The sequence below is a fragment of the Bradyrhizobium sp. CB82 genome, from assembly GCF_029714405.1.
Taxonomy (GTDB): Bacteria; Pseudomonadota; Alphaproteobacteria; order Rhizobiales; family Xanthobacteraceae; genus Bradyrhizobium.
The window spans coordinates 371876-397663 of record NZ_CP121651.1; the positions used below are offsets into that span (position 1 = coordinate 371876).

A 25788-nucleotide genomic window follows, 5' to 3' on the forward strand; every position below is an offset into this window, starting at 1 on the left:
TGCAGACTAACGCATTTTGACGCACCTGAATAGAGTCGGCTGTCCGATGGGGTCACCAGAATCGCCAAAGCAGAATCAAGGTCAGCGCGAGACCGAGGCAATCGACCGCGATCAACCGATCAACCTTGGTGCTGCTGTCCAATGCGGGCCGCTATCATGGTTACGTTACTGACCGACAATCGGCTTGGGAGCCTCGTTGGACGCGCTCCCCTCGACCACATGGAGACGCGGTGAAGTGGACAGCCTGAAGATGCTGTCGTGCACTTGCTCTTTGGCTGAAGGGCCCCTACGCGAAGGCTCTGAGTACGGCGCGTATGCCAGATAGACGGCCCGTCGTTTGCGCGAGACAATTCCTCGCGTGACATAACCCGCGGCAAAACCCACTCCCAGCAGTGCAAACGCAACAGCTAAGCCGAGCATAATGGAGGCTATGCTAGCACCAGGGGGCCGTCGTTAACTCACGTTAAACTCAATCAGCACGGTTCGGGTGATCAAAAGACAGCACACCTCGGCAGGCAAGTTCCGCAGCGCTTAGCCATAATTGCTTAGCCATAATTATGGTCGCTTGGCTGTGCATTCTAAGTACGGCGCTCATCACAGTTGGAAATTGGTGGCTAAAAGCGGCGCGGCTTTCTTCAGAGGCAGCGCATGAAGGGGTTCTTTCTCATGCGATATCCGATAGAGATCGCACCGAAGAATGGGCACATCATCGTGCTCGAAGATGAAGCGAGCGGAAGCCTCGCAGTTGCTCGCTGGTGTCCTGAGACCGAGGAATGGATCGGCGAGTACGACGAGACACTCGATATGACGCCCTCGCATTGGTACCCAAGCTACTGCTTTTTTGAGTCGCTGGGAGCCGATGCGCTGGACGCGGGACCCGGCTCGCTCAAATCCAATGCAGCAGAGAACGTTCGGAAGATGGCATCACACAAGCGCGGAGGATCATCTCCGCGTTATTGGATTGCCGCAATGGTGATCGCAGGTGTCGTTGGCGGGGTTTATCTTGAGCGGGCAATGCCGCGTTTTCAGGTGCTCTCTACTACCGCACTTGAAGGCGATGCCGCAAAGGCGCGAGGTACGACCACGACCACGACGACGGGATTGGCCCCCTCACACGGCAGCAACGCAGCCAGCGAAGTGGCGCAACCCAAACAATCGATCGAGAGCGTCACGACGGAGCTGCGGCGGTCTCTCCAGCAGGAGCACGACAGGGCGGAGACGCTGGCCGCTGAATTGGCACAGGTACGCGGAGACCTGGAAGAGAAGAGGGGATGTCCCGATCGCTGTTGAACTACGTCGGGCCGACGTTGCCGGAATGAATGTTACGCGGCCCTCGTGACGTGGGCAACGGGGTTGATCGTCATGCGATTGTGGCGAGCTTGAAGGGCCGCACGCAAAACCGACAATTGCTTATGCGCCTTCAATCGTCGGAAGCCCTTGTTGGCCTCGATCATGCCGGCCGCGACCCATCGCAAGGCCATGCCGGCATCCCGCCAGCGTTTGATGTTGCGCGTGACGCGGCGAATGGTGCCCATCATGTTCTCGGCGATGTTGGTACAAGCGAGCGATCGACGAAGCTCCTTCGGCAGCTTCAACCGGACGACAGTCAGGATTTCGTCGAGGCCTTCGAGGATGCTGGCCGCTACGCCGGGCCATTGCTGGTCGAGTCGACGCGCGAGATTGCGGATCAATTTTTCAGCCTTGTCGGCGTCATCGAGCTCCCAGGCCTGGCGCAGCACCCGACGGGTGGCCGCATGATGCTCTTTCGGCAGGCGTTCCATGATGTTGCGCGCCTTGTGGATCTGGCAGCGCTGGATCGCAGCGGCCGAACCGAAGGTGCGGCGGATCGCCTTCGACAACGCCTTCGCGCCGTCGGCGATGAACAGTCTTGGCACCGTCGGGTCGAGCCCGCGCGAGACCAGGTTGTCCAGCAGGGCCTGAACCGTTGCGGCGTTCTCGGTCGCCCCTTCCACCAGCGCCAGCGGATGCTTGTTGCCTTCGCCGTCAACCCCGATCGCGGCCACCAGCACGAGATCGTCGCCGAGATGCAGCCCGTCGATTTGGACCACCAGAAGGTCGAGCGCGGACAGATCGGCAGCCATGAAGTCGGCCAGCCGCGCCGCCGACAGCGCTACGAACCTCCGCGAGGCCGCCGACTTCGAAACCCCCGATCCGGGCGGTGCCGGCACGTCACCCTCGGGCAGCCGGACAGCGCGGCCGAACCGGCGCGTCGACACATTGATCAGCATCAGGTTCATCGCCCAGCGACCGAGCCAGTCCTCCTCCGCCGCCGTTTCCCAGCTCGGGATCGTGACCTCGCGGCCGTCCACGCCCCGGACCCGCGGGCGCTCGACCTCGATCTTGCCGCCGTGGAAGCCGATCCGTCCCCGCGTTCGGCCCCAACGGTGCGCCCGCCGCGCCGCGTCGCGACCGTGGCGCGGCCCGCAGGCCGCCGTGACATCCGCCTCCATCATCGTGCCGAGCGCCTCGATCCCTGCCGCAAGGCAGAACCGATCGAAGCTCGCCCGCACTTCTGCAAACGCTTCGTCCACAGCCCCGGTCGCCGGCCAACCAGCCGGTGTGATATCTCTCGTCATGGCGTTGCTCTCCTTTGTGGAATCAGCACCCCGAGCCTACCGGCTCAAGGTGGGCAACGCCGACCTCTTCAGAAATTCAACAGAACCCGGGACATCCCCAGAGAAGAAATCGATTACGGTTGAGGACTCGCCCCCCAGTGAAACAGTCGGATGGTGCCGCACTACTGAAAAGCGAGTCAGAGGATAAAGCGACAGAAACAGGTCTTCAACGGCGGCGGGCCCTGAGCCAAAACGCTAGTTCTAACTGTCAACATTATCGAACGTATGATCCAGCATCTGGGACTTACAGGGGCTATGACAGACAGGTCCATGCCTGCCCATAAGTGGCAGCCCGTGGTGGCACAGTCTCCGCTTACGAGCGATAATCAAAGTCCAGTGCAAGTGTGATCTGCTCAAGCGGATGTTCGATACTCTCTCACTCATCGGCATCTTGGCAGCGCGTGCGCCTTGTTATCGTCGCACAACGGCCACACGTTCAGCATTAGCTGATCGACATTCACAACCCCCTTTTGAGCGAGATCAAACGCGGCGAAACAACAAACCCGCCGCGCGGAGGTGTGAGAGGGCTGCGAGCGTCGATCCTACCAGATCGAGAACGGACTCCTCATCGGCGAGCCCCAATAGAGCTGGCGATCGCGCGGACGTTCGTAGCCGTAATACGTGGGCGCCGGACGGCGCTTTCGGAACTTGATGCCGCCTTGCGGTTCGTCGCTCAGCACGATCACGAAGTCGGTGCCCTTGCCGGTTTCCGGGCTCAAGGCTTCATCGGTGGCGATCACGGACGATCCGGGCGTCATGCCTGCGATGCGATCGAGGGCCTCCTGCGGAATGACGATCCGGTCGAGCGCGGCCCTGGCGCGGTCCGGCTCGGGCGGCGATTCAACATCGAGCGCGTTGCCCGGGGCCACCGGAGGACGGTGTTCGACTTCGGCGACTCGTGACCGTCCGCTCTCCAATGAGACGACATTCCATCGCGCGCCGTTCTCGCCGCCGGCGCGCTCGATTGCGGTGAAGACATGCGTGCCGATCGGGCGGTCGGCATCGGTGACGGTGACGGGACTCTCGTAGACTGGTTCAAAGCCGCGCCGCACATAAAGCCGCTGGGTCTTGCGGCTGATTAGGACCGAGATCGGCTCGAGCTCGCGGGCGGCCTGGCGCGCTGCCGCTGACGCCATGGCCCGCGCGGCCTGGGCGGCTTTGGCGGCCTCGCGTGCCGCCGCGAGCACATCGGCCTTCTGTTGCAGCTCATCCCTGACGGCGGCCAGTTTCACGTCCAGCTGGACGATATCGGCAGCCACCTTCGCCCTGGCGTCCTCTAAATCCTGCTTGGCCTCGGCCGAGCTTGCGGAGCCGAGCGAAGCCTCGACGGCGGCCTGTCGCGCGACGGCCCGCGCCTTCAGCGTTTCCGCCGAACGCACCGGCACCATCGCCTGCATCGCCTCGCGGTAGGCCATTGCGACCGCGCCCCTCGCCTGCTCATCTCTCCTGGCCGCCTCTTTCGCTTCGGCGATACTGGCAGAGGCTGCGGCGCTGCTATCCGGCTTGCTCCGCAGCAGCAGCGGGTGAACGACCTCGACCGGCGCCACGTCGGTCGGCGCCACGATCACCCGCAAGCCCAGCTGCGTCGCGTCGAACAGGCGTTTGGCGAAATCGAACGGCATCCGGATGCAGCCATGCGACGCCGGATATCCCGGCAAGTGCCCGCCATGCAGCGCGATGCCGGACCATGTGAGACGCTGCATGTGAGGCATCGAGGCGTCGTCGTAGAGGTTCGAATAGTGCTCCGCCTGCTTCTCGATGACGCTGAAGATTCCGGACGGCGTCTCGCGTCCCTTCTGGCCGCTCGACACCGGCGCCCGCAGGATCCACCCCTGCGCGTCATAAATGGTGATCTGCTGCCGCTGCAGCGACACGATGGCCAGGACCGGGTCGCCAGTTGGGCGCGAGGCAATGGACTCGACCGGACGGGCGCCGGCGGCGCCTCCCGCTGCGAACAGCAGGGCCAGCGCCGCAATGGCAAGACCTGCAGGCGACCGCCGATTCTGCTTCCGGCTCGCAAGCCCAAAGGTCATGCGCATCCCTGTGATCCGAGTGACGCCAGGGGAGGAGATTAGCTCCATGCCCGGTCTGGCCGCCTCGGAAATTATTCCCGGTTGCAAGCATCACCTCCGGCACAAAGCGGATATCGCGCATCGGGAGTCAGATCGTTCGCCCCTTCGCTGATTTCGCGGTCTTCGGCGGCTTCGCCCGGCTGCGATTATCGCGCACAGCGAGCCGATTGTGCTTCTTCACATCCGGTCCCGCCAGCCGCGTTTTGGCCCCGTGGTTGTGCGCAGCATATTCGTGGCCATCGATCGGCACCAGATGCGGCGGATCCCGATTGAGATAGGGTCGCCCGACGCCGAACTCCTTGCCGTGGGCATCGAGCCACTTCCAGAGTTTTTCCGAGGACGTCCATCGCTCGTCGCGTGTTTCGCCGGTGACGCTGACGACATCCGCCGCCAGCCCATGGCCATAGCCGCCGCGCAAGCTGCCGCCATGGAACGACCTGTTGCTGGCCGCCTTGAGGCCGCTGGCTATCGACTGGCGGTAGTCGTCGCGGAACGCGCTGGTGATGCCGGGCGACAGGCCGGCCTGCTCCGCGGCGTGAAGCGCATGAAAGAGCTTTAGCTTGAAGCTCCGATCCATGCCGCCGATCACGTAGTCCTGCATGGACATGCCGGCTCGCTCGGCCGCCTTCGGATCCTTCCAGGCGAAATCCTCATCGACGAGCCTGGTGAAGGTTTTCGAGACCGTCATCATCCTGCCCTTCCGTTTAACCGTCACCTTCTGCTGTTCCGGCACCTTGATGGTGTCCTCCTTCGGCGCCCGCTGATAGAGCGCCCACAGGAAGCGGTCGATGCAGACGTCGACGTTCCAGCATTCGTCAAGAATTTCGATGGAGCCGACAGTTGGCTTGATCTCACCCTTGCTTGCGTCGCCCGGCTCCGGTTCCGGCGTGCTGGCCGTCGACACTTCCACGGGCTGCGCTTGAGGCGGCAGCACCTCGGCCGGATTGGTCAGCGCGGTCTCGACAATCGCTTCCACCTCGGGCGAGGTTGTCGTGGTATCGCTGGCGGCCACCGTCTCCGATCTGCCTGCGGTTGCCTCCTCGGCGAAAGCGGCAGCCGCATGGCCGACGACGGTTGCCCGAAGTGCGCCGGGCGCGGCGTCGGCGACGACAACAGGTGCGGTGCGCTCGACGGCTGGCGCACCGCAAGTCTCGACTCTGGTCGAACCGAAAGCAGCAAGGCAGGCGACAATCCAGCTCGGGAGAACGACCGTCCGGCACAACCCCGCTGTCTTCATTCGCCGCGAGTTTTTCATTCCCAGCCTCCAAGGCTCCTGCGGAGCTAGCTTGCACAGCCAAGATGTGACGCTCGGGATTGTCGGATCAGGTTATGGACTCGCAATGGCCAAAAATGCTGATCATCCGTCTTTTCCGCGAGTGTTGCCTGAAGGCAACTGGCAACACATTGTTAACCATACGCGGCGTCACCGCCGCGGGACCGGCTCTCGAACCGGTCGCACGCGCATCCGCATAGCCGTGGCGGCAAGCCAGAAAAACTCGCCAGCGGATTCCCCGTGGCCAGCAAACGCCTCTGGGGGCTGCGCCCAGAACAATTCTTCTTGTTTACCGAATCCATGGGTGTGAGAAAATCGTCGCCCTCCTCCGGTCGCCCGTGAGGCCCTGTGCGTCGTGGGTGTGGAAAAGCGAACCGCCAGCGCTGACGGCCCATGCGCGCCGGCTGAGGCGGCAGAACGGGGGCCTCATCAGCCCCCGTTCTCGCTCATACTTCTGGGTACACTCTTCCGTAATGGCTGTGGCGCGACCTTGTCGCCATATGGTGCGCCTAATCGAATTTGAGTTAGCGCGGGACCGAAGCCCCCCGCTTTTGCTTAACCCTCTATCGCCTTGTAGCCCGCAGCTTCCAGCCACGGCAGCCGATAAGGAGAGACAATGAAGGTCGTGCCGTTGTTGTCCTGCTTCCACCCAATCAGGAAGGACCGATCGCCCTCGCTGGGAAGGCCAGCAATATATGGACCCTGGCGGATATCACCCTCCCACCCCGCCTGTCCGGCTAGATTCTGTGCTCGCTCCTTTGCCCTTATCGGCTTCGGGATGTGTACGGCATCACGAAGTGGCGACGTTGAACACCGGTCGATTATGGGGTGGAACCTTGCCGGTCCCGCTGCACGTCGGGCACGGCCGAAAGAGGATCTTCCGCGTCGGGTGCGGAGACGTCATCCGGGGCTCGTTGCCGGTGCCGAAGCAGCCTCGCAGTCTTTGACTTTAGCTCATCTTGATCTCCATCGATTCGAGGCGACTTGCCTTGCGACGGATTGATGCAAGGCAGCCCTCCCCCAGCAACGCACCACACCTATTCCTGCGGCTCTTCCGGGGGCACAAGCTTGATGTCGACGCCAAGCGAATGCTGAGGAGGCCCGAGCTCCTTCAGCTTCCATTCGGTCAGCTTCATCTTGTTCTGAAATTCTCGACGCTCGGGCGAGCCCTCCGGATGAGCGAGGACCGCGTCGCGCCACGCCTGGATCTCGTTGATAAGGGCCGCCCGTTTCTCGTCGTCCGTCATGCCCGCATGATCACACGATTCGGGCCGGTCACCGTGAGACGGGAAATATACGGTACGACAGCCTTGACGAGTGACTCGCCGGGGGAGTCTTATCCGCGCCCATGGGGCGGGATCAGAACATCCTCGACGATCTGAAGCGGTACGAACGGCTTTGCCTGGAGCTGGCCGACGACAGCACCATGCCCGAGGAGCGCGCGGGCCTGCTGGTCATGGCGAACAACTATCCGGCCGAGATTACCGACCGAAAATTTAATGACAAAACGCTCACAGAAAAAACGACTTGAGATAGTGCGGATAAGTAATTGTAATTGTTGGAGGCCACGACCAGAATTGAACTGGTGTAAACGGTTTTGCAGTTCTCGAACCTCCGTACCGGCCAGTACCTTGCTGCTTCAGGTAATCACAAAGAGCAGTCAAATCTTAGCGGGGAGGCAACCGTTCGTCCCTCCCCGTTTTGGCCCGTGCCACCTGGTTGGGTAGCAATTTGGGTAGCAAGTTGCGCATCCCCGCCACCGGCGAACGGCGCTTTTCCACCCGGCGGTTGCAGCCTCGACTTCCGAATAGGGTCGCCGGCGCTTCCACTATAAAAAGGGACTCAGTGCCCCGCCGATGAGAGCCTCCGCTAGAAGAAGTGCAATGCCGTAAGGTGGCCTGCACCCCGTTGAAGGCTTTTCGTAGTTCGCTTCGATGGTGAACGCGAGGTCAGCCGGTTTTCGGGCAGCGTCACTTCCGATCCGGATAGCCGTTCGATGGCAACCAGTGGCCGCGGATCCGGCGTTGTCGGCTACAATGTCCAAGTCGCCGTCGACACCGACCATCACCTGATCATCGCGCATGAGGTGACGAACAGCGGCTCAGATCGGGCACAACTTGCCAATATGGCCAGGCAGGCGAAGGCTGTTCTGAACACTGAGACGCTCGAGGCCGTTGCCGATCGCGGCTACTTCAGCAGCCCGGCGATCCTCGCCTGCCACGAGGCCGGCATCACGGTAACTCTGCCCAAGCCGATGACTTCAGGCGCCAAGTCGGACGGACGCTTCGATAAGCAGGACTTTGTCTATTTACCGGAGGAAGACGCCTATCGTTGTCCGGCCGGACGGATCACGCGATGGGAGCACGAGGATCTGCTCGACGCAGTGCAGCAGCGGCTCGATGCGAACCCGCTCGCTATGCGCCGTCGTCGCGAGACTGTCGAGCATCCGTTCGGCACGATGAAGGCACGCATGGGAGCGACGCACTTCCTGACCAAAACTCTCCCAAAGGTAGCCGCCGAGGCCCTCTCGGTTCTGGCCTATAATCTGACCCGAGCAATGAATATCCTCGGGATCAGGCCGCTGATCGCGGCCTGAGGCCGGCCCAGTTTTGGCTTCAAGACTGACGGCCCTGTAAGGCCGTTTTTACACGGCCAAGACCCGTTGCGGACGTTGGCGGTGTTGGGCCAGCGACTCGCTTGCGGTTTGAAGATCAGTGTTCTGTCAGCCCTACCTGTCGGAGAATGTCGCTATAGCGGGCACGATCCGCCGCGCGAACCAATGTGACGCGCTCCACCCCTGGCGTTAACCATACGGCGGTTTCTCTTACCGGGCGGCGGACGCTTAATGCTCGTTTAACATTTTCGCACAAAAGATAACGATCAGCGCGGAGATCAATACGCAGAGAGAATACCGGCAGAAATTCATCCTCTAGGGTGATTGCTTGAGAACACCTCTCATCATCGCGCTGGCCGCGACCTTGGTCGGCTGTAGTCGTCAACCACCGCCCCAAGCGGCCGTGGAATCGTGCGCTGACAAACATGGCTTCGCCTGCTCCAATAGGACGGCTGCCGATCAGCCGATTAAACTCGCGTCATCCAAAACCAATCGCCGAACAAAATCGGCCATGTTTACCATTGCGGCAACCTCCGAAAAGCAGCCGGCTCATCGTACCCGTGACAAGGGGCCGGCACATCTCGCTACCAAGAAGGCGAAACCTACTGTCACCACGGCAAAGGCAGAGCCTCCCGCAACCGGCGTCCCGCTCCCGCCTCCTTCATTGAAGACGGAACTCGAGAGCAAAAGCAGCGCCCCCGCCGCAGGTCTCGGTACGACAGGGTTAAACGTCGCGGATCCGCGGTCCACCGTGGGGCCCGCTCCGAATTCCAATAGCAGGACGATACAGGAGCAGGTGGCGGCCGCGACGGCGGTTGCAGAGCGAATGACGGTCACGGCCGCAACAGCGGCACGTGACGGGGCCGACCCAATTGCAGGCGCGTCGCCTGACACAGAGCCCCTGGTTGCCGTTGTAATAGTTCGACCGGAGATCCCGTCGGTATTCGCCCTTACCGACGTTGCTATCGATGACAGGTATCTCGCATCGAGGGTTGATATCATGATCGCGATCGTGGCAGCAGGAGGTCCGGTGGTCCATCTCAGCGCAGGGCACACGGCGGCGATCGATCGGCTGCTCAATGGTGAGGTGCCGGCTGCCGTCGCGGCCCTGGTGTCCGTGGACGCAGCAGAGGCGTTTCCTGAAATAAAAGGCTTCAAGATTTTTCACCTCCCGCTCTCGTCGCGTTATTTGAAGCCGCGGCCTTAGCATACCGGTTGCGCAACGAGGCACGTTGCCGCTCGAGCAAAAGCCGGAGGGATTTATGAGCCTAATTTCCGACCATGGTGAGTCGGAGTTATTCGCTGTGATGGGCATTTCTAATTTTCGCGGCCTGCGTGGCCGGCGCGCTTCTCCTTGGCGTTTCGCCGATAGGGCCGACAACGGCCGCATTAGTTGCTGCGAAGCCTCAGCCGAAGCTGAAATTGCAGGTTCCGGCAAGATCGTTTTTGACTGTGCACAGGTGGGGGCGTTCAATTCAGCTTGGTTTTGAATCGCCCATGCGTTCGATGCAATGTCCTGATCGAAACCGGTTGGTGCAGCCGCGCAAATCCGATGAATGAACAAACTGCTAGAGGTATCGCACGACTGGCTTGCAATTGACGTGCTGGTGATCGCCGTATCAATGGCACGCATCCTACTTGAGATCTGGGTCTTGAACTCGCCAATGGAGGATACAGTCATGCTTATGTTTTACCTGCCGATGATAATTTTCGGAGCGATGCTCGACGTAATTGCGAAACAGAATGCAGCGACCACCCTCGTGACCCGCCAAGTTTTTGATTAGACCCCCGAGGCCGCTAGTAGCTTCAGCTCGTTGTTCTCGAAACAACTAGTTCGAGGCCTAGCATGTTCGAAATGATCTCAATCGCCGCTGATGGCGCTGGGATGTGCCTGTTCCTGGCAATTGCAGTCTATCAATCGACGAGGCGCCGCAGCTCGCCCAAGCAATCGATCGGGCCAGTCATCAAGGAGATCAATGCCACTCAAAAGAAAGCTCCAGCGTGATGCCGGAGCGTTCTTCGTTGTTGAGCATTTCAACCCTCCTTATAGTGGTTTTGCTGCTGGTACATCCGCAGTCAGAAAATTCGTGTGTGACTTAGGCGGCCTCGCGTCGGTTTTGGTACGCATCGAAGCGTGGTTAGATCCCGCGCTCCGAATCGTCTTCGCTCGCAATGGGCCACGAGCCACCGCCGGGGCCATGCTTCAGCACGCGAACGACGTCGGTCATGGCATCTTTCTTCAGGTACGGCGCGTCGTGAACGAGCTCGTAGACTTCCGCTCCAATTCGTCAAACTGCGATTGATAGAGCGCAGTGTTGGGCACCGGATCGAACGGACAGTTTAAGTCGCGCGGCTTCGGCAGATTGGCCGCCAGCGACTTTGGCGGAGCGCCTGGAAGAATGCCAAGATCCCTACAGATTTCCTGCCGTGCGAGTTTGACGACGTTCTCCGCAGTATGCAACGCCATCTCGGCGTCGCGCGTATCATCGAGGGCCGAGCCGAAGCCTCCGAAGCTCGCGATCGCCCTCGGTGTTTGCCATGACTCACTGTGCGCCCAGAACTACTAAAGTTCCGACCACACAAGACCGCTGGTGCGATTTGCCGGACCGAGGACATTTATGTTCGGGATAGTGGAAAACCGCTCCAGGGAATTCACGGCCGCTGGCGGAGCCTCGGGAAATAAATTCAGACAGTATCTGGACCGGAGGTCGCGATGAACGTGTACGGCAGAAAGCTGCCTGCTCGCATTCGCCATCCTGATTGTGCTGGCCGCCATCGGGCCGACCGCAGCGGTCTTCTGGTATCGGCCGGCCCAAGCACGCCAAACAGGCGCGCCCATCACGGGCTCAAGCCCGACTAAAGCCGTCCACCGCCAGCGTGATCTTGTGCGCGGTATGGTCAATGGTGATGCAGTTTATCTTTGTCAGCGCGCCGCTGGCCCTGAAGAACAGTTTGTGGTGGAGCTTTAGCTCGGCGTCGATTTGGTGGTGCCCTTTGATAAGCGTGCCGTCGAGGTTGGTCTGGCCCACTTCATCGCCGGCTTCGTTCACGATTGTTCGGATCATTTTCGTCTTTGATGGGTTTCATCTCCGCCTCCTACAACGTTGCGCCGGTCCCGGCGTTCGAACCAGACGTACCAAACACGATACGATCGGCGGGCGCATCAAGCTCTATGTGCAGGAGAACTTCCCGGAGGCTTAGAGGGCCTGCACCGCTCCGGGGGGGATGTCCCGATCGCTGTTGAACTACGTCGGGCCGACGTTGCCGGAATGAATGTTACGCGGCCCTCGTGACGTGGGCAACGGGGTTGATCGTCATGCGATTGTGGCGAGCTTGAAGGGCCGCACGCAAAACCGACAATTGCTTATGCGCCTTCAATCGTCGGAAGCCCTTGTTGGCCTCGATCATGCCGGCCGCGACCCATCGCAAGGCCATGCCGGCATCCCGCCAGCGTTTGACGTTGCGCGTGACGCGGCGAATGGTGCCCATCATGTTCTCGGCGATGTTGGTACAAGCGAGCGATCGACGAAGCTCCTTCGGCAGCTTCAACCGGACGACAGTCAGGATTTCGTCGAGGCCTTCGAGGATGCTGGCCGCTACGCCGGGCCATTGCTGGTCGAGTCGACGCGCGAGATTGCGGATCAATTTTTCAGCCTTGTCGGCGTCATCGAGCTCCCAGGCCTGGCGCAGCACCCGACGGGTGGCCGCATGATGCTCTTTCGGCAGGCGTTCCATGATGTTGCGCGCCTTGTGGATCTGGCAGCGCTGGATCGCAGCGGCCGAACCGAAGGTGCGGCGGATCGCCTTCGACAACGCCTTCGCGCCGTCGGCGATGAACAGTCTTGGCACCGTCGGGTCGAGCCCGCGCGAGACCAGGTTGTCCAGCAGGGCCTGAACCGTTGCGGCGTTCTCGGTCGCCCCTTCCACCAGCGCCAGCGGATGCTTGTTGCCTTCGCCGTCAACCCCGATCGCGGCCACCAGCACGAGATCGTCGCCGAGATGCAGCCCGTCGATTTGGACCACCAGAAGGTCGAGCGCGGACAGATCGGCAGCCATGAAGTCGGCCAGCCGCGCCGCCGACAGCGCTACGAACCTCCGCGAGGCCGCCGACTTCGAAACCCCCGATCCGGGCGGTGCCGGCACGTCACCCTCGGGCAGCCGGACAGCGCGGCCGAACCGGCGCGTCGACACATTGATCAGCATCAGGTTCATCGCCCAGCGACCGAGCCAGTCCTCCTCCGCCGCCGTTTCCCAGCTCGGGATCGTGACCTCGCGGCCGTCCACGCCCCGGACCCGCGGGCGCTCGACCTCGATCTTGCCGCCGTGGAAGCCGATCCGTCCCCGCGTTCGGCCCCAACGGTGCGCCCGCCGCGCCGCGTCGCGACCGTGGCGCGGCCCGCAGGCCGCCGTGACATCCGCCTCCATCATCGTGCCGAGCGCCTCGATCCCTGCCGCAAGGCAGAACCGATCGAAGCTCGCCCGCACTTCTGCAAACGCTTCGTCCACAGCCCCGGTCGCCGGCCAACCAGCCGGTGTGATATCTCTCGTCATGGCGTTGCTCTCCTTTGTGGAATCAGCACCCCGAGCCTACCGGCTCAAGGTGGGCAACGCCGACCTCTTCAGAAATTCAACAGAACCCGGGACATCCCGGCTCCGGGCTCGCCTGACATGGCGCGCTGTGGACAACCGAACCGGTCTATCGTGATCCATTCGCGGTCGAATGTCGGCTCATACAGAGCGAAGCCGTCAGGACTGGACGTGACGACCAGCGTCTCCGGATCGAGTTTCTGCAGCTCATCTATTAGGTCTTTGGCCTAGCGCCATTGCGGCAAATCCGAGTTACGCCGATTGCTCAATCGCATGTGGGGCGCCCTTAAGGCATGTTGTCTGCCTGGGCCGATGTTACGGTCGGTCCGGAAACTTGGCCCTAGCTCCAGCCCCCTTGAGCCGGGGCCAAAATTTTGAGGATCGCCCCTCACTCGATCTTCTTTGGTTCTCTCAGCGACACAACCTGAATGTGTTTTATCGGTGTAAAAGACAAAACGTGTCACTTCTCGCTGGCAGCAGTTGCGGTAAAACCGCGCTGTTGCAAATCCGCGGAAGCAGAACGCGGCTGGCTCGAGCTGCACGAGAGCGGTGTCAAGCGACGTCCGGATTTAACCCCGTAGCGACATGAAGAAGTGACCCCCTTGTTGTTTTGGCGGATGTGGAGCAAGCCGCTCGCGGAGCGCGCCCCCATAGCGCCGTAGCGAGCGAGCGGCTTGCTTCACGGCTTTTTCTCCGATTTAGCTTCTGGCGCGGCGGCCTTCTGCAAAAGCCCGCTACGACGCTTTTCCTTCAAGCGGTAGCTGGCGGCACCGCGCGTCCCGGGTTCGAGAAGCTGCTTGCCGCGATTTGCGAAGGGCGAGTTGGCGCGGTGGTCTCGATTGAAGCCTCTCGGCTGGCCCGCAACGGCAGGGATTGGCATACGCTCCTGGAGTTCTGCGGGCTCGTTGGAACGCTGATCGTCGATGAGGATGGCGTCTACGATCCGCGCCACCCCAATGATCGCCTTCTGCTCGGCATGAAGGGCACAATGAGCGAGATGGAGCTGTCGATCTTTCGGCAGCGCTCGCTTGAGGCCTTGAAGCAGAAGGCGCGCAGGGGTGAGCTCTTCCTCAACGTTGCCATCGGCTATATCAAAGTCTCCCACGATCAGATCGAGAAGGATCCTGATCGACGCATTCAGGAGGCGCTCGCACTCGTGTTCGCCAAGTTCGCCGAGATGCAGACGCTGCGCCAGGTCCACCTATGGTTACGGCAAGAGCGAATCGCCTTGCCTGCAGTCGTCAGCCGTGGCCCCGAGGGCCGTCACCTCGAGTGGAAGTTACCCGTCTATAACACGATCCGCCACATCCTGACCAATCCGATCTACGCTGGCGCCTACGAAATGTTTGGCGCAGGTCATTGACCCATTTTGACAAGATCTCTCGATCCTCCTTTGTTTCCGACAAGTGTCCTGTGGCGCTCTCGGCCGGGAATAGCCATTGTTGCGCCTGAGACGGATGCATTTGCCTGCCGGTTCCGGCAGGCATGTCGGCGGGGCTCCCTGTCGGCATGATGCTGATCGGACGCCATTGGGAGGACGGCAGTCAGCGCACAAAGGACACACTGGCGACCACCGCTGCCGTTGTTATTTTCTGGCCAGCCGCCTTCTTAGTTTAGCGCCTCTATCCCCATCCGCCGCATCAGCGTTTTAATATGCCGGGAGAGGAAACGGAACGCACATCAACGCGTCACCGCGGGCCGACTCGAGCAGCACCGAAGTCATGTAATCGTTTACGATTTCGTTACCTTCGATGGTAACGAGGTCTTGTGGAGTCTTGTGCATTTTGCATCCACAGGGGGCTGCATGAGCACGTCAATCCGTTTCAAGGCGCGCATGCGCGCGCTGGTTCGTCACTGGGGCGGGGCGCCGCTGACTTGGCTGATCGTTGGCGGGTTCGTGCTAATGGCCGCGACCGCGATCGGCACGGCGCTGACTGTCGATCGCTTTCGTCGGAGCGCGATCGAAAGCGGCCGCGACAGCCTCGAGAGCACCGTGCGACTCCTTGCGCGGCATTTTGACCGTGAGTTTGCAGATTTCTCGGTACTGCAGAAGAGCATTATCGCGGAGCTCGAAAGCCATGGCATCGATTCCCCGGACACGTTCCGGAGCGAAATGGCGACGCTCGCCATGCATGAGGTGCTGCGCGCCAAGGCCAGCGGTTGGTCCGATGTCGCCGGTGCCAATGTGTTCGATTCCAATGGTGTGTTGATCAACTCGTCGAAGCGCTGGCCGGTCGCCGATATCAAGATCTCCGATCGAGGCTATTTCAACCGCCTGAAAAATGATCCGGCCTCACAGCAAGAGGTCGAGGTCGTTCCCGGTCGTTTCGGCAGCGGGCAAGCGATTGTTTTCGCCCGACGCATCTCTGGCCCCCGCGGAGAATTCCTGGGCGTTGTGTCCCGTGCGATCACACCGGACCTGCTGGAAGAGTTCTTCGCCTCGACAGGTCTTAGCGGAGAGTCTTCCATCGCGATGCACCATCAGAATGGGCAGTTGCTCGCACGCGTTCCACATGTCGAAGCGATGATCGGCCAAAACTTCCATAAAGGTTCGGCTGAGCAGATGGCTGTCTTCGACCGTCCTTTCGTCACCACCCAGCTCGCAAGCCCGATCGACGGCAAGGATCGACTGGTCGCCTCGCAGATGCTCACCGGCGAGCCGCTGGTCGTGGTTGCGACCAGGACATTAGATGCGACGCTCATGACCTGGCGCACGCAGACAAACTTCTTCGTTGCCGTGGCGGTGGTATCGATCGGGCTATTGGTCCTAACGCTCTATTTGATCTTCCGCCAGATGACGAGGCGGCTTTCAATCGAGAAGCAGCGATTGGATACCGCGATGAACACGATGACGCAGGGTCTCCTGATGTTCGACCAGGACGAGCGGCTCATCGTCTGCAACCGCCGTTATATTGAGATGTACGGGCTGTCGGCCGACGTGGTGAAGCCGGGCGCCTATTTCCGCGACGTGATCAAGCACCGGCACGACACCGGCCCATTCTCCGGTGACGTCGATTCCTATTGCGACGGCATCTTGGCTGCCGTCGGCCGCTTGCAGAGCTCCGTCGTGGAGACCCGTGACGGCCGGCTGATCGAGGTCAGGAACCAACCGAGCGCCTCGGGCGGATGGCTTGCCACCCATGAAGACGTCACCGAGCGTGTCCGCGCCGACGAACGAATCGCGCACATGGCGCATTACGACGCACTGACCGATCTCCCCAACCGCGTGCTGATGCGCGGGCACCTGGAACGCCGGGTGGCGGAGCTCGCCGAGGGCAAGCCGTTCGCGATCCTCTATATCGACGTCGACGAATTCAAGGGCGTTAATGACTCGCTCGGGCACGAGATCGGCGACGAGCTGTTGCGCCAAGTCGCAAACCGCCTGCGCAGCTGCATTGGCCCGCACGATCTTGTCGCGCGGCTTGGAGGTGACGAATTCGCGGTCATCAAGGCGGACACTGGCGACCGAGCCGAGTTGACGGTGTTGGCGGATCAGATTTTGAAAACGCTGCGCGCGTCCGTGAACTGCAAGGGTCAGGAGATTCCGATCGACGCCAGCATCGGCATCGCAATCGCGCCGGAACATGGCGACAATCTCGACGAATTGCTTAAGCGTGCGGATCTGGCGATGTATGCCGCGAAATCCGATGGCCGCCGCACATTCCGCTTTTTTGCAGCGGAATACGACGCCAAGGTTAGGCAGCGACGTCAGCTCGATTTCGATCTGCGGCAGGCGCTCGCCAATAGCGAATTCGAGGTGCACTACCAGCCGCTGGTCGATCTCGCGGCGAATGTCGTGACAGGCTGCGAGGCGCTACTCAGATGGCACCACCCCGAACGCGGCATGGTTTCGCCTGCAGAGTTCATCCCGCTCGCCGAGGAGACCGGACTGATCGGCGAGATCGGCGAATGGGTGCTGAAACAGGCCTGCACCGAGGCTGCGAACTGGCCGGGCCAGATCCGGGTCGCAGTCAACGTTTCGCCGGTGCAGTTCCGCTCGAAGACACTGGCGCTCAAGGTCGCCGCTGCACTGAACGAATCCGGCCTGGCGCCGGGACGGCTGGAGCTTGAAGTTACCGAAACAGTCTTGATCCGCGATGACGAAGAGGCACTCACGATCCTACAGCAACTTCGCGAGCTCGGCGTGCGCATCGCGCTCGATGATTTCGGTACCGGCTATTCGTCATTGAGCTATCTGCACCGCTTTCCCTTCGACAAGATCAAGATCGACCGTAGCTTCATCAGCGATATCGGTGAGCCCGAAGATTCCTCGCCGATCGTCCAGGCCGTTGTGCATATGGCCGCGGCTCGCCACATGGCAACCACCGCGGAAGGCGTTGAGACCGAGGCGCAGCGCGAGATCCTGCGACGGCTCGGCTGTAGCCAAATGCAGGGCTATCTGTTCAGCCCGGCAATCCCGGCATCCCGGCTGAAGCGGCTGCTTTCGACTCAGCAAGCCTCAGCGGCCTAAGCCCTTCAGGACTGGTGACCGCGTCCGATCAGAAGCGAACATTCGCAAATCAGATGTTATGGAGTAAGTTGGCCATTGGCCGATGGCCGCTTTGATACGTTTCAGCGGACCTACAGCATTTGGGTCGGACGTCCGCGTTGGGCCAAGAAGCGACACTCGCGGGGACCACAATTGAAGTTCCGCAAAGGCGATGCGTTGTCGGGCCGTATTCAATCTTGAATTGCGCGCGAAGCTTGTAGCTTCGCGGCGTTGTTCCAGCAAAGCAAGACAGCGCGCCAAGTTTTGTTGAGTGAGTTCATGCCAATGTGGGGTCGCTTCGACGGTCCATTCCTCGAGGGCCGCGCGATAGGCGGCGACTGCCTCCTCGAGACGCGATGTGCCGCTTTCGAGCCCGCCGAGGCTTACTAGTGCATTGCCGAGGCTGTTCCGCGTCGTCGCCCATTCGAGCGGGACGCGCACGCGTGTCCTTTCCTCCAGCGCCGCTCGATAGGCGGCGACTGCCTCGTCGAGGTGCGATGTGCCGCTCTCACGTTTGTCGAGCGTGAAAAGCGCCACCCTGAGATTGTTCTGCGTCGTCGCCAATCACTATGTGCGCTGCGATGGAAATCAGACGCATTTTGCGCTAACCAAGAATTGTCATGCGCCGCGCAGGTCAAGCCCATCGGGAGGTCGCCTATGCTCATGGCCGTGTTCACGACGTTCGCGGCGAGCCGCAAACAGCCGCTTGGCGATGTCGTCGAGCGCGTTCACGCGGCCTTTGTCGCGGCCGGTTTCGGCGAGCCCGTGATCCGCTTCTCGATCTCGGACCCGCCCAACAGCCCCGAGCTCGGCGCCATCACAACGTTCATGGGCACCAAGCGCGTGTCGAGCATCGAACGCATCCTCAAGCGCTGGCCGGAGCTGGCGCAATTTGCAAGTCTTGCGGGATCCGCGGCGCGCGGCCACGAGACCAGGGTGATGTCGAACCTGACCGACAGCGGCGCTGTGGCGCCGATCGATTTCGCGATCCTCAGAGAGATCGCGCACGGTGTTCCAAGGTCCTTCCCATGTCACCGGATTACGCTGCATTTCAAGGCCGCCGGGTTTTCGGACGGGCCGGAGCTTCCGCCCACAGCCGACCCGCGCAGCATCCGCATGCTGGCGCGCGCGGGTGTCGATGTCTTCGCTGGTCACCCGACGTCAGCAGGCGTCAGCGTGACGGATTCTTGGTGGGTCAATGGCCGCCAGCGATCGCTCGCGGCGCTGCGCCTCGTCGAGGCCGATCCAACGGCAAAAAAGCTCCCGGCTCCGCCGGCGAACGTCCAGGCCGTGTTCTTGGCCTGCGGCAAAGTCCGAAAGACCATACAGGTGCCCTTTGCGACCGCGCCGGCTGTAACAGAAGCGGGCAACGCCGCCGCCGAAGCCGCTCCGCACGGGGCGTTGAGATCGGAGACGGGCGAAGCCATTCGGGCCGTGGTGCGCGCCCATCGCGAAAGAATGACCGAGCTGTTGCAGCAGGTGCCGCACGACTTGCCGCATCACGCCGAGAGCGAGGCGCACAGCCCAACGCTCTCTGGGATTCCCGCGACAGGTCCTAAAAAGCCCGAGCTGGTCAAGGCCTTCGCCCCCATGGGCTACGACTGCCGGGGCGAACATGGAAATTTCATGCCGCAGCGACGCACGCCAGGCAACCTCGTGGTCCAGCTCCGCGTGGACATTGGAGGCTGGGGCAGCACCGTCAACGCCTCCATTCAGGTGATCGGGCTCTCGAAAGGCCAGGAGAACAGTCCCGGCTTCCGGGCGACACTTAATTTGCCGCTCTCGCCCCAGGCGGCTCGAGGCATGGTGCGCGGCGTCGAGTTCGTTGGCCAGTTTCCGATCGGCGGCCCCGATCGGTGGCGACAGATCGTCGAAAATCTCGCTCACCTCGTGGCCGCACTCGATCGCAGCTCTGTGCCCGAGGTCGAGGCCATCCTAGGACCTTCGCCGGAATGGTTTCAGCCAGAAACGGCCGGATGATCCGCCGCGCGAGTTCATTCGTCACGCAACGATCTCGATAGCTCCTAAGCTCTCGTTCCATCCTCGCCACGCTGAATCCGCCGCACGGCATCAGCCACTTGTCCAGCGCCCTCATTTCGAACAATGTCCGCAGGACAAGTGATCGACGCGCGAGGTACGAAGTCGAAAGCTTGTTTTCTTAAACAGCGTGCTCGAACCTAAGGTCCGATGGCTACATCATGCGACGCTACAACACCTCGACGCGCACGAACTGGCATTATGAGTGCGCCGCGGCTCAATCCAAATCTCGGTCACGTCGACTCAGGGTGTTGAACCAGAAATTTTGGCAACTCCGTTGAATACCGTCAGATCTCCGCTAACTCCGGTTGATTCGCTTCACGTTGCGCTTTGAAAGCAGCGATGAATACCTCGAGGCCTACCGAGGTCAGCCCCCGTTCAGTGATAAGACCCAGCCGCATGAGATTAGCAGTCTCGATCGGACTATTGCCATACAAGGACCCACCGCCGAACAGCTTGATGATAACTCGCTGCTCCCTGCGCGTTAGCCTATTCCAGAGCATCAGATCGGTCATCCAATGCCTCGCGCGAATCGCTGCATGTGGCTGGAGGAATTAGCCGATCGCTCAGAGGCGAATTCGTGGCAGCGGCGGCTTCCGTGCCAAGAGCGAGGTCCGCGTTGCTCTTGAAAGCAAGCATCGCAGCCGCAGAATGGGCATTTTCCCGTCCCGACCCAGGCGGCGTGGGCAAAACGGCGACGTCAGACTTCGAAAATTCGGTCAAAACACTTTGGCACTGCGATTGATCCATCGTACGATGACCCAGGGGTTGGATTGCATGCATGGTGCACGAACGACCAGTCAGGGTTGAGCGCAGGTTGGCTGCGATATTGGCGGCCGATGTGGCCGGCTATTCGCGTCTGATGCACCATGACGAAGAAGCTACGCATGCGAGGCTGACAGAACTCCTCTCGGACATTGTTAACCCCGCGATCGTCGAACACGGTGGCCGCATCGTGAAGAACACGGGGGACGGGCTCTTAGCGGAGTTTCCGAGCGCGGTCCAAGCGGTTCGAGCTGCTGTGCAGTTCCAGACCCGCATCAGAGAGCTTTCAGTTGGAGAGAAAGACACCCGCATAGCTTTCCGCGTGGGCATCAATATCGGCGATGTAATCGTCGAGCCCCATGATATCTTTGGCGACGGCGTTAACATTGCGGCCCGGCTTGAGAGCATCGCAGAGCCCGGCGGTATCTGCCTCGCCTCCTCTGCTTACGATCAAGTCCGAGGCAAAGTCGGAGTTGAGTTCGTCGATATGGGCGAACAGACGCTCAAGAACATCTCCCGCCTGGTCCGGGCCTACGCCATGGTTGGGGACCCCGGCGCAACTATACTCGCGGATCGCGAATGGTGGGGTGCGCCTGCAGCGCCTCGCCTCTCAATCGTTGTGCTACCCTTTGCGAACCTCAGCGCCAATCCAGAGCAAGACTACTTTGTTGACGGCATGACCGAAAGTCTAACCACGGATTTGTCGCGAATCCGTGGATCGTTCGTTATCGGTCGACACACCGCATTCACATACAAAGGCAGGGCGGTCAATCTGAAGGAGGTGGGCCGCGAGTTAAACGTTCGCTACGTGCTTGAAGGGTCGGTGCAGCGGCGGGGCAACAGACTCCGGGTAAATGTACAATTGAACGACGCCGGAACTGGTAATCATCTGTGGGCCGAACGGTTCGACAAACTGATTGCCGATCTTTTCGATGTGCAGGACGAGATCGTATCGAGACTCGCTAACGCCCTAAATACTCAACTTGTCGAGGCCGAGGCGCGTCGGGCGGAGCGTTCGGCACACCCTAACTCTTTAGATCTATATTTTCAGGGTATGGCTTGGCTCAACAAGGGGCCAACTCCCGACCATTTGGCCCAAGCGCGCAGCTTTTTTGAAAGGGCCTTGGCGCTCGATCCGGAGGGCGTCGAATCGCTGGTGGGCTTGGCGCAGGTTGACGCTTTGATGTCTATCGGCTTTCTCACCGACGATAAGGTTTCACATTTTGCGGTGACCGAAGCGGCCTCAACGAAGGCTCTTTCCCTCGCGCCAGACCATGCGTTGGCCCACCTGCTTTTGGGAGGTGCAAAAATCGGTACGAACCGAGCAGCCCTGGGAATCGCCGAATGCGAGCGAGCTCTGGAGTTAAACCGGAGTCTAGCGGAAGCGCATGCTACGATCGGCTCGGCCAAGATATTTATCGGTCGCGCTGCAGAAGCGGAAGCCCACGTTCAGGAGGCGCTACGTCTGTCTCCCCGCGATTCAGGTGTTTACCGCTGGCTGCATTGGGTCGGTATCGCCAAATTGATGCATGGCGCCGACGTCGAGGCCGTTGCGTGGCTACGTCGCAGCATCGAAGCCAACCGCAATAATCCCATTGCGCACTTTCACTTGGGCGCTGCACTTGTGTTTCTCCAGATGTTTGATGAGGGGCGCGCAGCTGTACGCACCGGCTTGACGCTCAACCCTACTTTTACGATCCGCCGCATGCGACGAATGAGTGACGATCCGACCTTCCGCGCCCAAGGAGCGCGTATTCGGGATGGTATGCGCTTAGCAGGGGTGCCGGAGGGTTGACATCAGTTATGTTGCAAGTATCGCGCTACACCAGCCCCATCCGGGTAAATCCACCAGCCAGAGCGAACTCAGGACTGGATAAAACTTGGGGGCAAGGTCACCGTGAACCGCACAAGCTCAAAGGGATTTCGGGCCGTTGGGACTTGTTTGCGGCGAGCGCCTAACGCACTTCTGCATTTAACCCATCGCTGCCCTCATAGGCTGACCAAATGTCCGCTTCGGGTCCACAATCGGATTTCGCAAATGAGAAGTTATGGAAGAACTCGGCCAGCGACCGACCAGCGGCTTCCGATGCTGCAGCTGACGGCGGTCGAGTGTCGTGATGCCTGTGTTTTCCTGATTTAGGCCCACCGACTGCGCGCGCAGCGGACAGTGAATGGTCGCATTCGGTTCAGGACCGTACCGCCAAGAGCACGCCCGGGTTCAAAAGTCCCTTCGGATCCAGACGATCCTTCGCTGCCTGTAGCGCAGAAGCAAAAAGGTCGGGCCGCTGACGACGGTACCATGGCATGTGGTGACGTCCGACCGCGTGGTGGTGTGTCACCGTTCCGCCATGGGTGATCACTGCATCAAACGCGCGACTCTTGATTTCCAGCCACTGCTCAGCAAGTGCGCCGTGCCGCCCCTTTGCCTGAAACGAGAAATACGGTGCCGGCCCATCCGGATAGCAATGGGTGAAGCGGCAAGACACGCTGCCCTTTTGGCCGGTCGCCTTGAGGCAGGCGTTCTCGGTTGCCGAAACGATCGCTTTGTAGAATTCGGGGAATCGCTCCCAGGTGATTGCGCTCTCAAAGGTATCGCTGATGATCCCCATCTCCACGGCAATTTTCATGTGGTGCGGCATGCGAATAAAGGCGTTGCGCCAGGCCTCGGCTGCACCGGCGCGGTGTCCGCTGCCGCTCTTTGCAGCGTCGTGATCGAATTGACCGCCGAAATCCTTTGTGATTGCGAGCGCACGGTCCATCCACGCGTCGACGGGGTGATCGGCGTTCTCGAAAGCGAGCACAACAACGGACTGTTGCCCGTCACCGAACCCATTGTTGAAGGCCTCGCGCGAATCCAGGAGCCGGACATTGGCAGGAAAAAGCCACGCTTGCGAGATCACCCTCACCGCCTCGGCCGCCTTGAAGACATCGTCGAACAACACAGCCGTCCCTGCCCGGAATGTCGGTCGCGCCTGCAGGCGCATCCACGCTTCTGTGATGGTCCCGAGCGATCCTTCCGAGCCGATCATCAAGCGGTCGGGGCTCGGGCCTGCGCCAGAACCCGGCAGGCGCCGGCTCTCGATGACGCCTGCCGGCGATACCGTCCTCAAGCTTTCCACGAGATCGTCGATGTGATAAAGTGTAGCGAAATGGCCGCCCGACCGGGTCGCGATCATGCCACCGAGCGTGGCCAGTTCCATGCTCTGCGGGAAATGCCGCAGCGTCAGGCCGTAGGATTTCAGTTCGTTCTCCATGGCCGGCACGCGGATCCCGCCCTGGATACGCGCCGCCCGGCTGGTCTTGTCGACTTCCAGAATCCCGTCGAGCTGCGTCAGGTCGAGGCTGATGGTACCGTTGAACGTGCTGCCGACCTCTGGCTCAACGCCACCGCATACGGAAGTGCCGCCGCCGAAGGGGATCACGGCCGCATTCACCCGCCCGGCGTAGTCATAGACGGCAACGATGTCGGCCTCGGAGCGAGCCCGGGCGACGATGTCCGGTGCGTTGCGATAGTCGCCTAGAAACTGGCGGGCATAGTCGGGATAGGACTTTCCGTAGGTGTGAAGCAGCCGATCGCGCTTCGAATCTGTTGTGAAAGCAAAAAGCTCAGCTGGAACGGGCAGCCGCGGTGCGTGCAGGGCAACAGCGTCTTCACCGGGCGCCTCGCGGATCTCGAACTCGCCGCCAAAGCGCTGGCACATACGCGATATCACCGTCTGTCGCTCGACCTCCGTGATCTCGTCGCCTTCATAGCCCCAGCCGACCAGTTTCAGCCCGCGCGTCGCCATCTCAGGTCTCCAATTCTCACCGGGATTTTCGTCTGGAAGATATTACGCCTCGCCTGCCCGGCGCCATATCGCGTTCACTCGCGACTATTTGGCACCAGGCATCGCCCAAGGCTTCACGTTGCTACGGATTGGCCGGAGCAACCTGCGGCTCAGTGAATGGATCTGTGCGGTGCACTACCCCGTCGGCATACAATCCATCGATCTCAGCGTGCGATAGGCCCAGCATAGTCAACAGAATATCGGTCGTATCGTCGCCGATCGAAGGCGCGCCGCGCCAAATACGCCCAGGTGTCAGCGACATCTTCGGTACGACGCCGAAGACTCGGATCGGCACGCCCGACTGCCGATCGAGCACCGGCACAGTCATATCACGAGCCGCGTAGTGCTCGTCGCTGTATTGGTCGCGCACGTTGAACACGCGAGCGCAACCTATCTGCGCAGCGTTCAGCGCGGTCTCCACCTCAAGCGCCGTGTGTGCAGCACAATAGTCGCGCAGCCGTCGGTCGACCTCGCGTCCTTTCTTGGAGTTCACCGCCGCGGCATCCTTCGAGCATTCGTCGTAGCTGTATTCGACGGGGTCAAGACCGAGGAACTTGGGCACGCGCTTGTAGATCGCACCGCCGAGCGCCCCGATAAAGACCCAGCCGTCGCTGCATTTGAAGGTGTCGTAAGGTTGAAAACCCGCCGGCCGGTTGCCGGTATGCCCGTAGACCGTACCCTCTCCGGTAAAAATCGGCAGCGTATTGCCGTTGGTCTGCGCGACCGCTTCATATTGCGCGAGATCGATGACCTGGCCTCGCCCGGTTTTCTTAACCTCCCACAGCGCCATCATCGTCGCTGCCCAGCCGGTGAGCGCGGTCACATAGTCGCCGGTATAGGACTTCGCACGCTGCGGCGGACCCGCGGGGTCACCCGTCAAGTTCATCATGCCGCCATACGCTTGCGCAATCGCGTCATAACCCGGTCGCCCGAGATAGTCTTGCTTTCCGTACTGACCATAGGTGCTGACCCGCACGATCACGAGGCTCGGGTTTACCGCGAGCGCCAATTCGTTGGTGATACTGTTGCGTTCGCATGTGCCGGGTGCCGAGGATTCCATCCAGACGTCGGAAATCTTCCATAGCGCCATTAAGAGCTCTATGCCGCGCGCCTTTTTGAAGTCGAGCCCCAGCGACAACTTGTTCTTCGTGACTTCGGCCTCGTCGCCGCCATGGGGGCGCGGACCCCGCTGCAACTGCGGCGCGGTGAAGCGAAACACGTCGCCTCCCGGCTTTTCGACGTGGATAACCTCGGCGCCGAACTCGGCGAGCTTGGTGCCAATATAGGGTTGAGCGATCAACTGCCCGGTGCCGACCGCGCGGATGCCTTCCAATGGCCCGAACGCTGGCACGATGCACGGCGTCTTCGGTCGCTCCAGGCGTTTGATCCAAGTCGGGATAGAACTCCGAAGTTGCTCGATCTTGCTCTCGTCGCGGATAATCCTTGGATCGTGAGGCATGCACACCCCCGTCGGTGAATGCACCAGTA

19 protein-coding genes and 3 pseudogenes are annotated in these 25788 nt (G+C 61.0%); 10 read left to right on the plus strand and 12 right to left on the minus strand.

Annotation, left to right across the window (positions count from 1 at the left end; all coding sequences use genetic code 11):
* The first annotated feature begins 648 nt into the window (after positions 1 to 648).
* Positions 649 to 1290 (plus strand): hypothetical protein, encoded by a 642-nt coding sequence (locus QA640_RS45685; RefSeq protein WP_283043817.1) that lies wholly within the window; start codon positions 649 to 651, stop codon positions 1288 to 1290.
* A gap of 32 nt (positions 1291 to 1322) precedes the next feature.
* Here the strand turns inward: QA640_RS45685 and QA640_RS45690 are convergent, their stop codons facing one another.
* The 4 genes from QA640_RS45690 to QA640_RS45705 all read right to left on the minus strand — a co-directional run bounded on the left by QA640_RS45690 (position 1323) and on the right by QA640_RS45705 (position 7228).
* Positions 1323 to 2597 carry an IS256 family transposase gene (locus QA640_RS45690; protein WP_283041364.1) on the minus strand — a complete coding sequence of 425 codons (1275 nt, stop codon included), beginning with the start codon at positions 2595 to 2597 and terminating at the stop codon, positions 1323 to 1325.
* Between the two features lie 581 nt (positions 2598 to 3178).
* The gene (locus tag QA640_RS45695) at positions 3179 to 4675 is read right to left on the minus strand and encodes a L,D-transpeptidase family protein (protein ID WP_283043818.1); all 1497 of its coding nucleotides are present in this window, start codon (positions 4673 to 4675) and stop codon (positions 3179 to 3181) included.
* A gap of 121 nt (positions 4676 to 4796) precedes the next feature.
* Positions 4797 to 5963: a peptidase M15 gene (locus tag QA640_RS45700; protein WP_283043819.1), complete on the minus strand. Its 1167-nt coding sequence runs from the start codon at positions 5961 to 5963 to the stop codon at positions 4797 to 4799.
* Positions 5964 to 7018: 1055 nt separating this feature from the next.
* Positions 7019 to 7228 (minus strand): hypothetical protein, encoded by a 210-nt coding sequence (locus tag QA640_RS45705; protein WP_283043820.1) that lies wholly within the window; start codon positions 7226 to 7228, stop codon positions 7019 to 7021.
* A 101-nt stretch (positions 7229 to 7329) separates the two neighbouring features.
* Between QA640_RS45705 and QA640_RS45710 the strand changes: the two genes are divergently transcribed.
* From QA640_RS45710 to QA640_RS45730, 5 genes and pseudogenes are all read left to right on the plus strand, one after another.
* Positions 7330 to 7512, plus strand: a complete 183-nt coding sequence (locus QA640_RS45710; protein ID WP_283043821.1) for a hypothetical protein — start codon at positions 7330 to 7332, stop codon at positions 7510 to 7512.
* A 444-nt stretch (positions 7513 to 7956) separates the two neighbouring features.
* Positions 7957 to 8577: pseudogene (locus QA640_RS45715) on the plus strand (transposase); the annotation flags it as partial.
* Between the two features lie 1018 nt (positions 8578 to 9595).
* Complete coding sequence (locus QA640_RS45720; protein WP_283043822.1) at positions 9596 to 9802, plus strand: hypothetical protein; 207 nt, start codon at positions 9596 to 9598, stop codon at positions 9800 to 9802.
* Positions 9803 to 9827: 25 nt separating this feature from the next.
* Entirely contained in the window at positions 9828 to 10085 is a 258-nt protein-coding gene (locus QA640_RS45725; RefSeq protein WP_283043823.1) for a hypothetical protein, read from the plus strand.
* Positions 10086 to 10151: 66 nt separating this feature from the next.
* Positions 10152 to 10379 (plus strand): hypothetical protein, encoded by a 228-nt coding sequence (locus QA640_RS45730; protein WP_283043824.1) that lies wholly within the window; start codon positions 10152 to 10154, stop codon positions 10377 to 10379.
* A 455-nt stretch (positions 10380 to 10834) separates the two neighbouring features.
* On the opposite strand, the gene QA640_RS45735 is transcribed toward QA640_RS45730, so the two are convergent.
* From QA640_RS45735 to QA640_RS45745, 3 genes are all read right to left on the minus strand, one after another.
* A complete protein-coding gene (locus QA640_RS45735; protein ID WP_283043825.1) occupies positions 10835 to 11062 on the minus strand; it encodes a hypothetical protein in 228 nt (75 codons plus the stop codon).
* Between the two features lie 379 nt (positions 11063 to 11441).
* On the minus strand, positions 11442 to 11645 hold the full coding sequence (locus tag QA640_RS45740) for a hypothetical protein (RefSeq protein ID WP_283043826.1): 204 nt from the start codon (positions 11643 to 11645) through the stop codon (positions 11442 to 11444).
* Between the two features lie 226 nt (positions 11646 to 11871).
* Positions 11872 to 13146 (minus strand): IS256 family transposase, encoded by a 1275-nt coding sequence (locus tag QA640_RS45745; RefSeq protein ID WP_283037679.1) that lies wholly within the window; start codon positions 13144 to 13146, stop codon positions 11872 to 11874.
* A gap of 757 nt (positions 13147 to 13903) precedes the next feature.
* Between QA640_RS45745 and QA640_RS45750 the strand changes: the two are divergent.
* Positions 13904 to 14521 (plus strand): annotated as a pseudogene (locus QA640_RS45750) (recombinase family protein); the annotation flags it as partial.
* Between the two features lies 1 nt (position 14522).
* Here the strand turns inward: QA640_RS45750 and QA640_RS45755 are convergent.
* Positions 14523 to 14654, minus strand: a pseudogene (locus QA640_RS45755) (integrase); the annotation flags it as partial.
* 332 nt (positions 14655 to 14986) lie between these two features.
* On the opposite strand from QA640_RS45755, the gene QA640_RS45760 reads away from it, so the two are divergent.
* Positions 14987 to 17653 carry an EAL domain-containing protein gene (locus QA640_RS45760; protein WP_283043827.1) on the plus strand — a complete coding sequence of 889 codons (2667 nt, stop codon included), beginning with the start codon at positions 14987 to 14989 and terminating at the stop codon, positions 17651 to 17653.
* Here QA640_RS45760 and QA640_RS45765 read toward each other — a convergent pair.
* Entirely contained in the window at positions 17642 to 18235 is a 594-nt protein-coding gene (locus tag QA640_RS45765; protein WP_283043828.1) for a hypothetical protein, read from the minus strand. The genes QA640_RS45760 and QA640_RS45765 overlap by 12 nt on opposite strands.
* A 93-nt stretch (positions 18236 to 18328) precedes the next feature.
* Here QA640_RS45765 and QA640_RS45770 point away from each other — a divergent pair, with 93 nt between their 5' ends.
* A complete protein-coding gene (locus QA640_RS45770) occupies positions 18329 to 19651 on the plus strand; it encodes a hypothetical protein (RefSeq protein ID WP_283043829.1) in 1323 nt (440 codons plus the stop codon).
* A 344-nt stretch (positions 19652 to 19995) separates the two neighbouring features.
* Here QA640_RS45770 and QA640_RS45775 read toward each other — a convergent pair whose 3' ends face one another.
* A complete protein-coding gene (locus tag QA640_RS45775) occupies positions 19996 to 20223 on the minus strand; it encodes a hypothetical protein (protein ID WP_283043830.1) in 228 nt (75 codons plus the stop codon).
* A 266-nt stretch (positions 20224 to 20489) separates the two neighbouring features.
* Here QA640_RS45775 and QA640_RS45780 point away from each other — a divergent pair, with 266 nt between their 5' ends.
* Positions 20490 to 22268, plus strand: coding sequence for an adenylate/guanylate cyclase domain-containing protein (locus QA640_RS45780; RefSeq protein WP_283043831.1), 1779 nt, complete (start codon positions 20490 to 20492; stop codon positions 22266 to 22268).
* A gap of 391 nt (positions 22269 to 22659) precedes the next feature.
* Here QA640_RS45780 and QA640_RS45785 read toward each other — a convergent pair whose 3' ends face one another.
* Both QA640_RS45785 and QA640_RS45790 read right to left on the minus strand, forming a co-directional pair.
* On the minus strand, positions 22660 to 24261 hold the full coding sequence (locus tag QA640_RS45785) for an FAD-binding oxidoreductase (RefSeq protein ID WP_283043832.1): 1602 nt from the start codon (positions 24259 to 24261) through the stop codon (positions 22660 to 22662).
* Positions 24262 to 24382: 121 nt separating this feature from the next.
* Positions 24383 to 25759 (minus strand): CoA transferase, encoded by a 1377-nt coding sequence (locus tag QA640_RS45790; RefSeq protein WP_283043833.1) that lies wholly within the window; start codon positions 25757 to 25759, stop codon positions 24383 to 24385.
* Positions 25760 to 25788: the final 29 nt, after the last annotated feature.

Excerpts from the sequence above, each read along its gene's own strand:
- QA640_RS45690 (WP_283041364.1), bottom strand. The coding sequence starts at position 2,597 with ATGACGAGAGATATCACACCGGCTGGTTGGCCGGCGACCGGGGCTGTG.
- QA640_RS45775 (WP_283043830.1), bottom strand. The coding sequence starts at position 20,223 with ATGACCGATCTGATGCTCTGGAATAGGCTAACGCGCAGGGAGCAGCGA.
- QA640_RS45745 (WP_283037679.1), bottom strand. The coding sequence starts at position 13,146 with ATGACGAGAGATATCACACCGGCTGGTTGGCCGGCGACCGGGGCTGTG.
- QA640_RS45700 (WP_283043819.1), bottom strand. The coding sequence starts at position 5,963 with ATGAAAAACTCGCGGCGAATGAAGACAGCGGGGTTGTGCCGGACGGTC.
- QA640_RS45695 (WP_283043818.1), bottom strand. The coding sequence starts at position 4,675 with ATGCGCATGACCTTTGGGCTTGCGAGCCGGAAGCAGAATCGGCGGTCG.
- QA640_RS45760 (WP_283043827.1), top strand. The coding sequence starts at position 14,987 with ATGAGCACGTCAATCCGTTTCAAGGCGCGCATGCGCGCGCTGGTTCGT.
- QA640_RS45710 (WP_283043821.1), top strand. The coding sequence starts at position 7,330 with ATGGGGCGGGATCAGAACATCCTCGACGATCTGAAGCGGTACGAACGG.
- QA640_RS45790 (WP_283043833.1), bottom strand. The coding sequence starts at position 25,759 with ATGCCTCACGATCCAAGGATTATCCGCGACGAGAGCAAGATCGAGCAA.
- QA640_RS45720 (WP_283043822.1), top strand. The coding sequence starts at position 9,596 with ATGATCGCGATCGTGGCAGCAGGAGGTCCGGTGGTCCATCTCAGCGCA.
- QA640_RS45705 (WP_283043820.1), bottom strand. The coding sequence starts at position 7,228 with ATGACGGACGACGAGAAACGGGCGGCCCTTATCAACGAGATCCAGGCG.
- QA640_RS45730 (WP_283043824.1), top strand. The coding sequence starts at position 10,152 with ATGAACAAACTGCTAGAGGTATCGCACGACTGGCTTGCAATTGACGTG.
- QA640_RS45785 (WP_283043832.1), bottom strand. The coding sequence starts at position 24,261 with ATGGCGACGCGCGGGCTGAAACTGGTCGGCTGGGGCTATGAAGGCGAC.
- QA640_RS45780 (WP_283043831.1), top strand. The coding sequence starts at position 20,490 with ATGGTGCACGAACGACCAGTCAGGGTTGAGCGCAGGTTGGCTGCGATA.
- QA640_RS45770 (WP_283043829.1), top strand. The coding sequence starts at position 18,329 with ATGCTCATGGCCGTGTTCACGACGTTCGCGGCGAGCCGCAAACAGCCG.
- QA640_RS45685 (WP_283043817.1), top strand. The coding sequence starts at position 649 with ATGAAGGGGTTCTTTCTCATGCGATATCCGATAGAGATCGCACCGAAG.
- QA640_RS45735 (WP_283043825.1), bottom strand. The coding sequence starts at position 11,062 with ATGGCGTTGCATACTGCGGAGAACGTCGTCAAACTCGCACGGCAGGAA.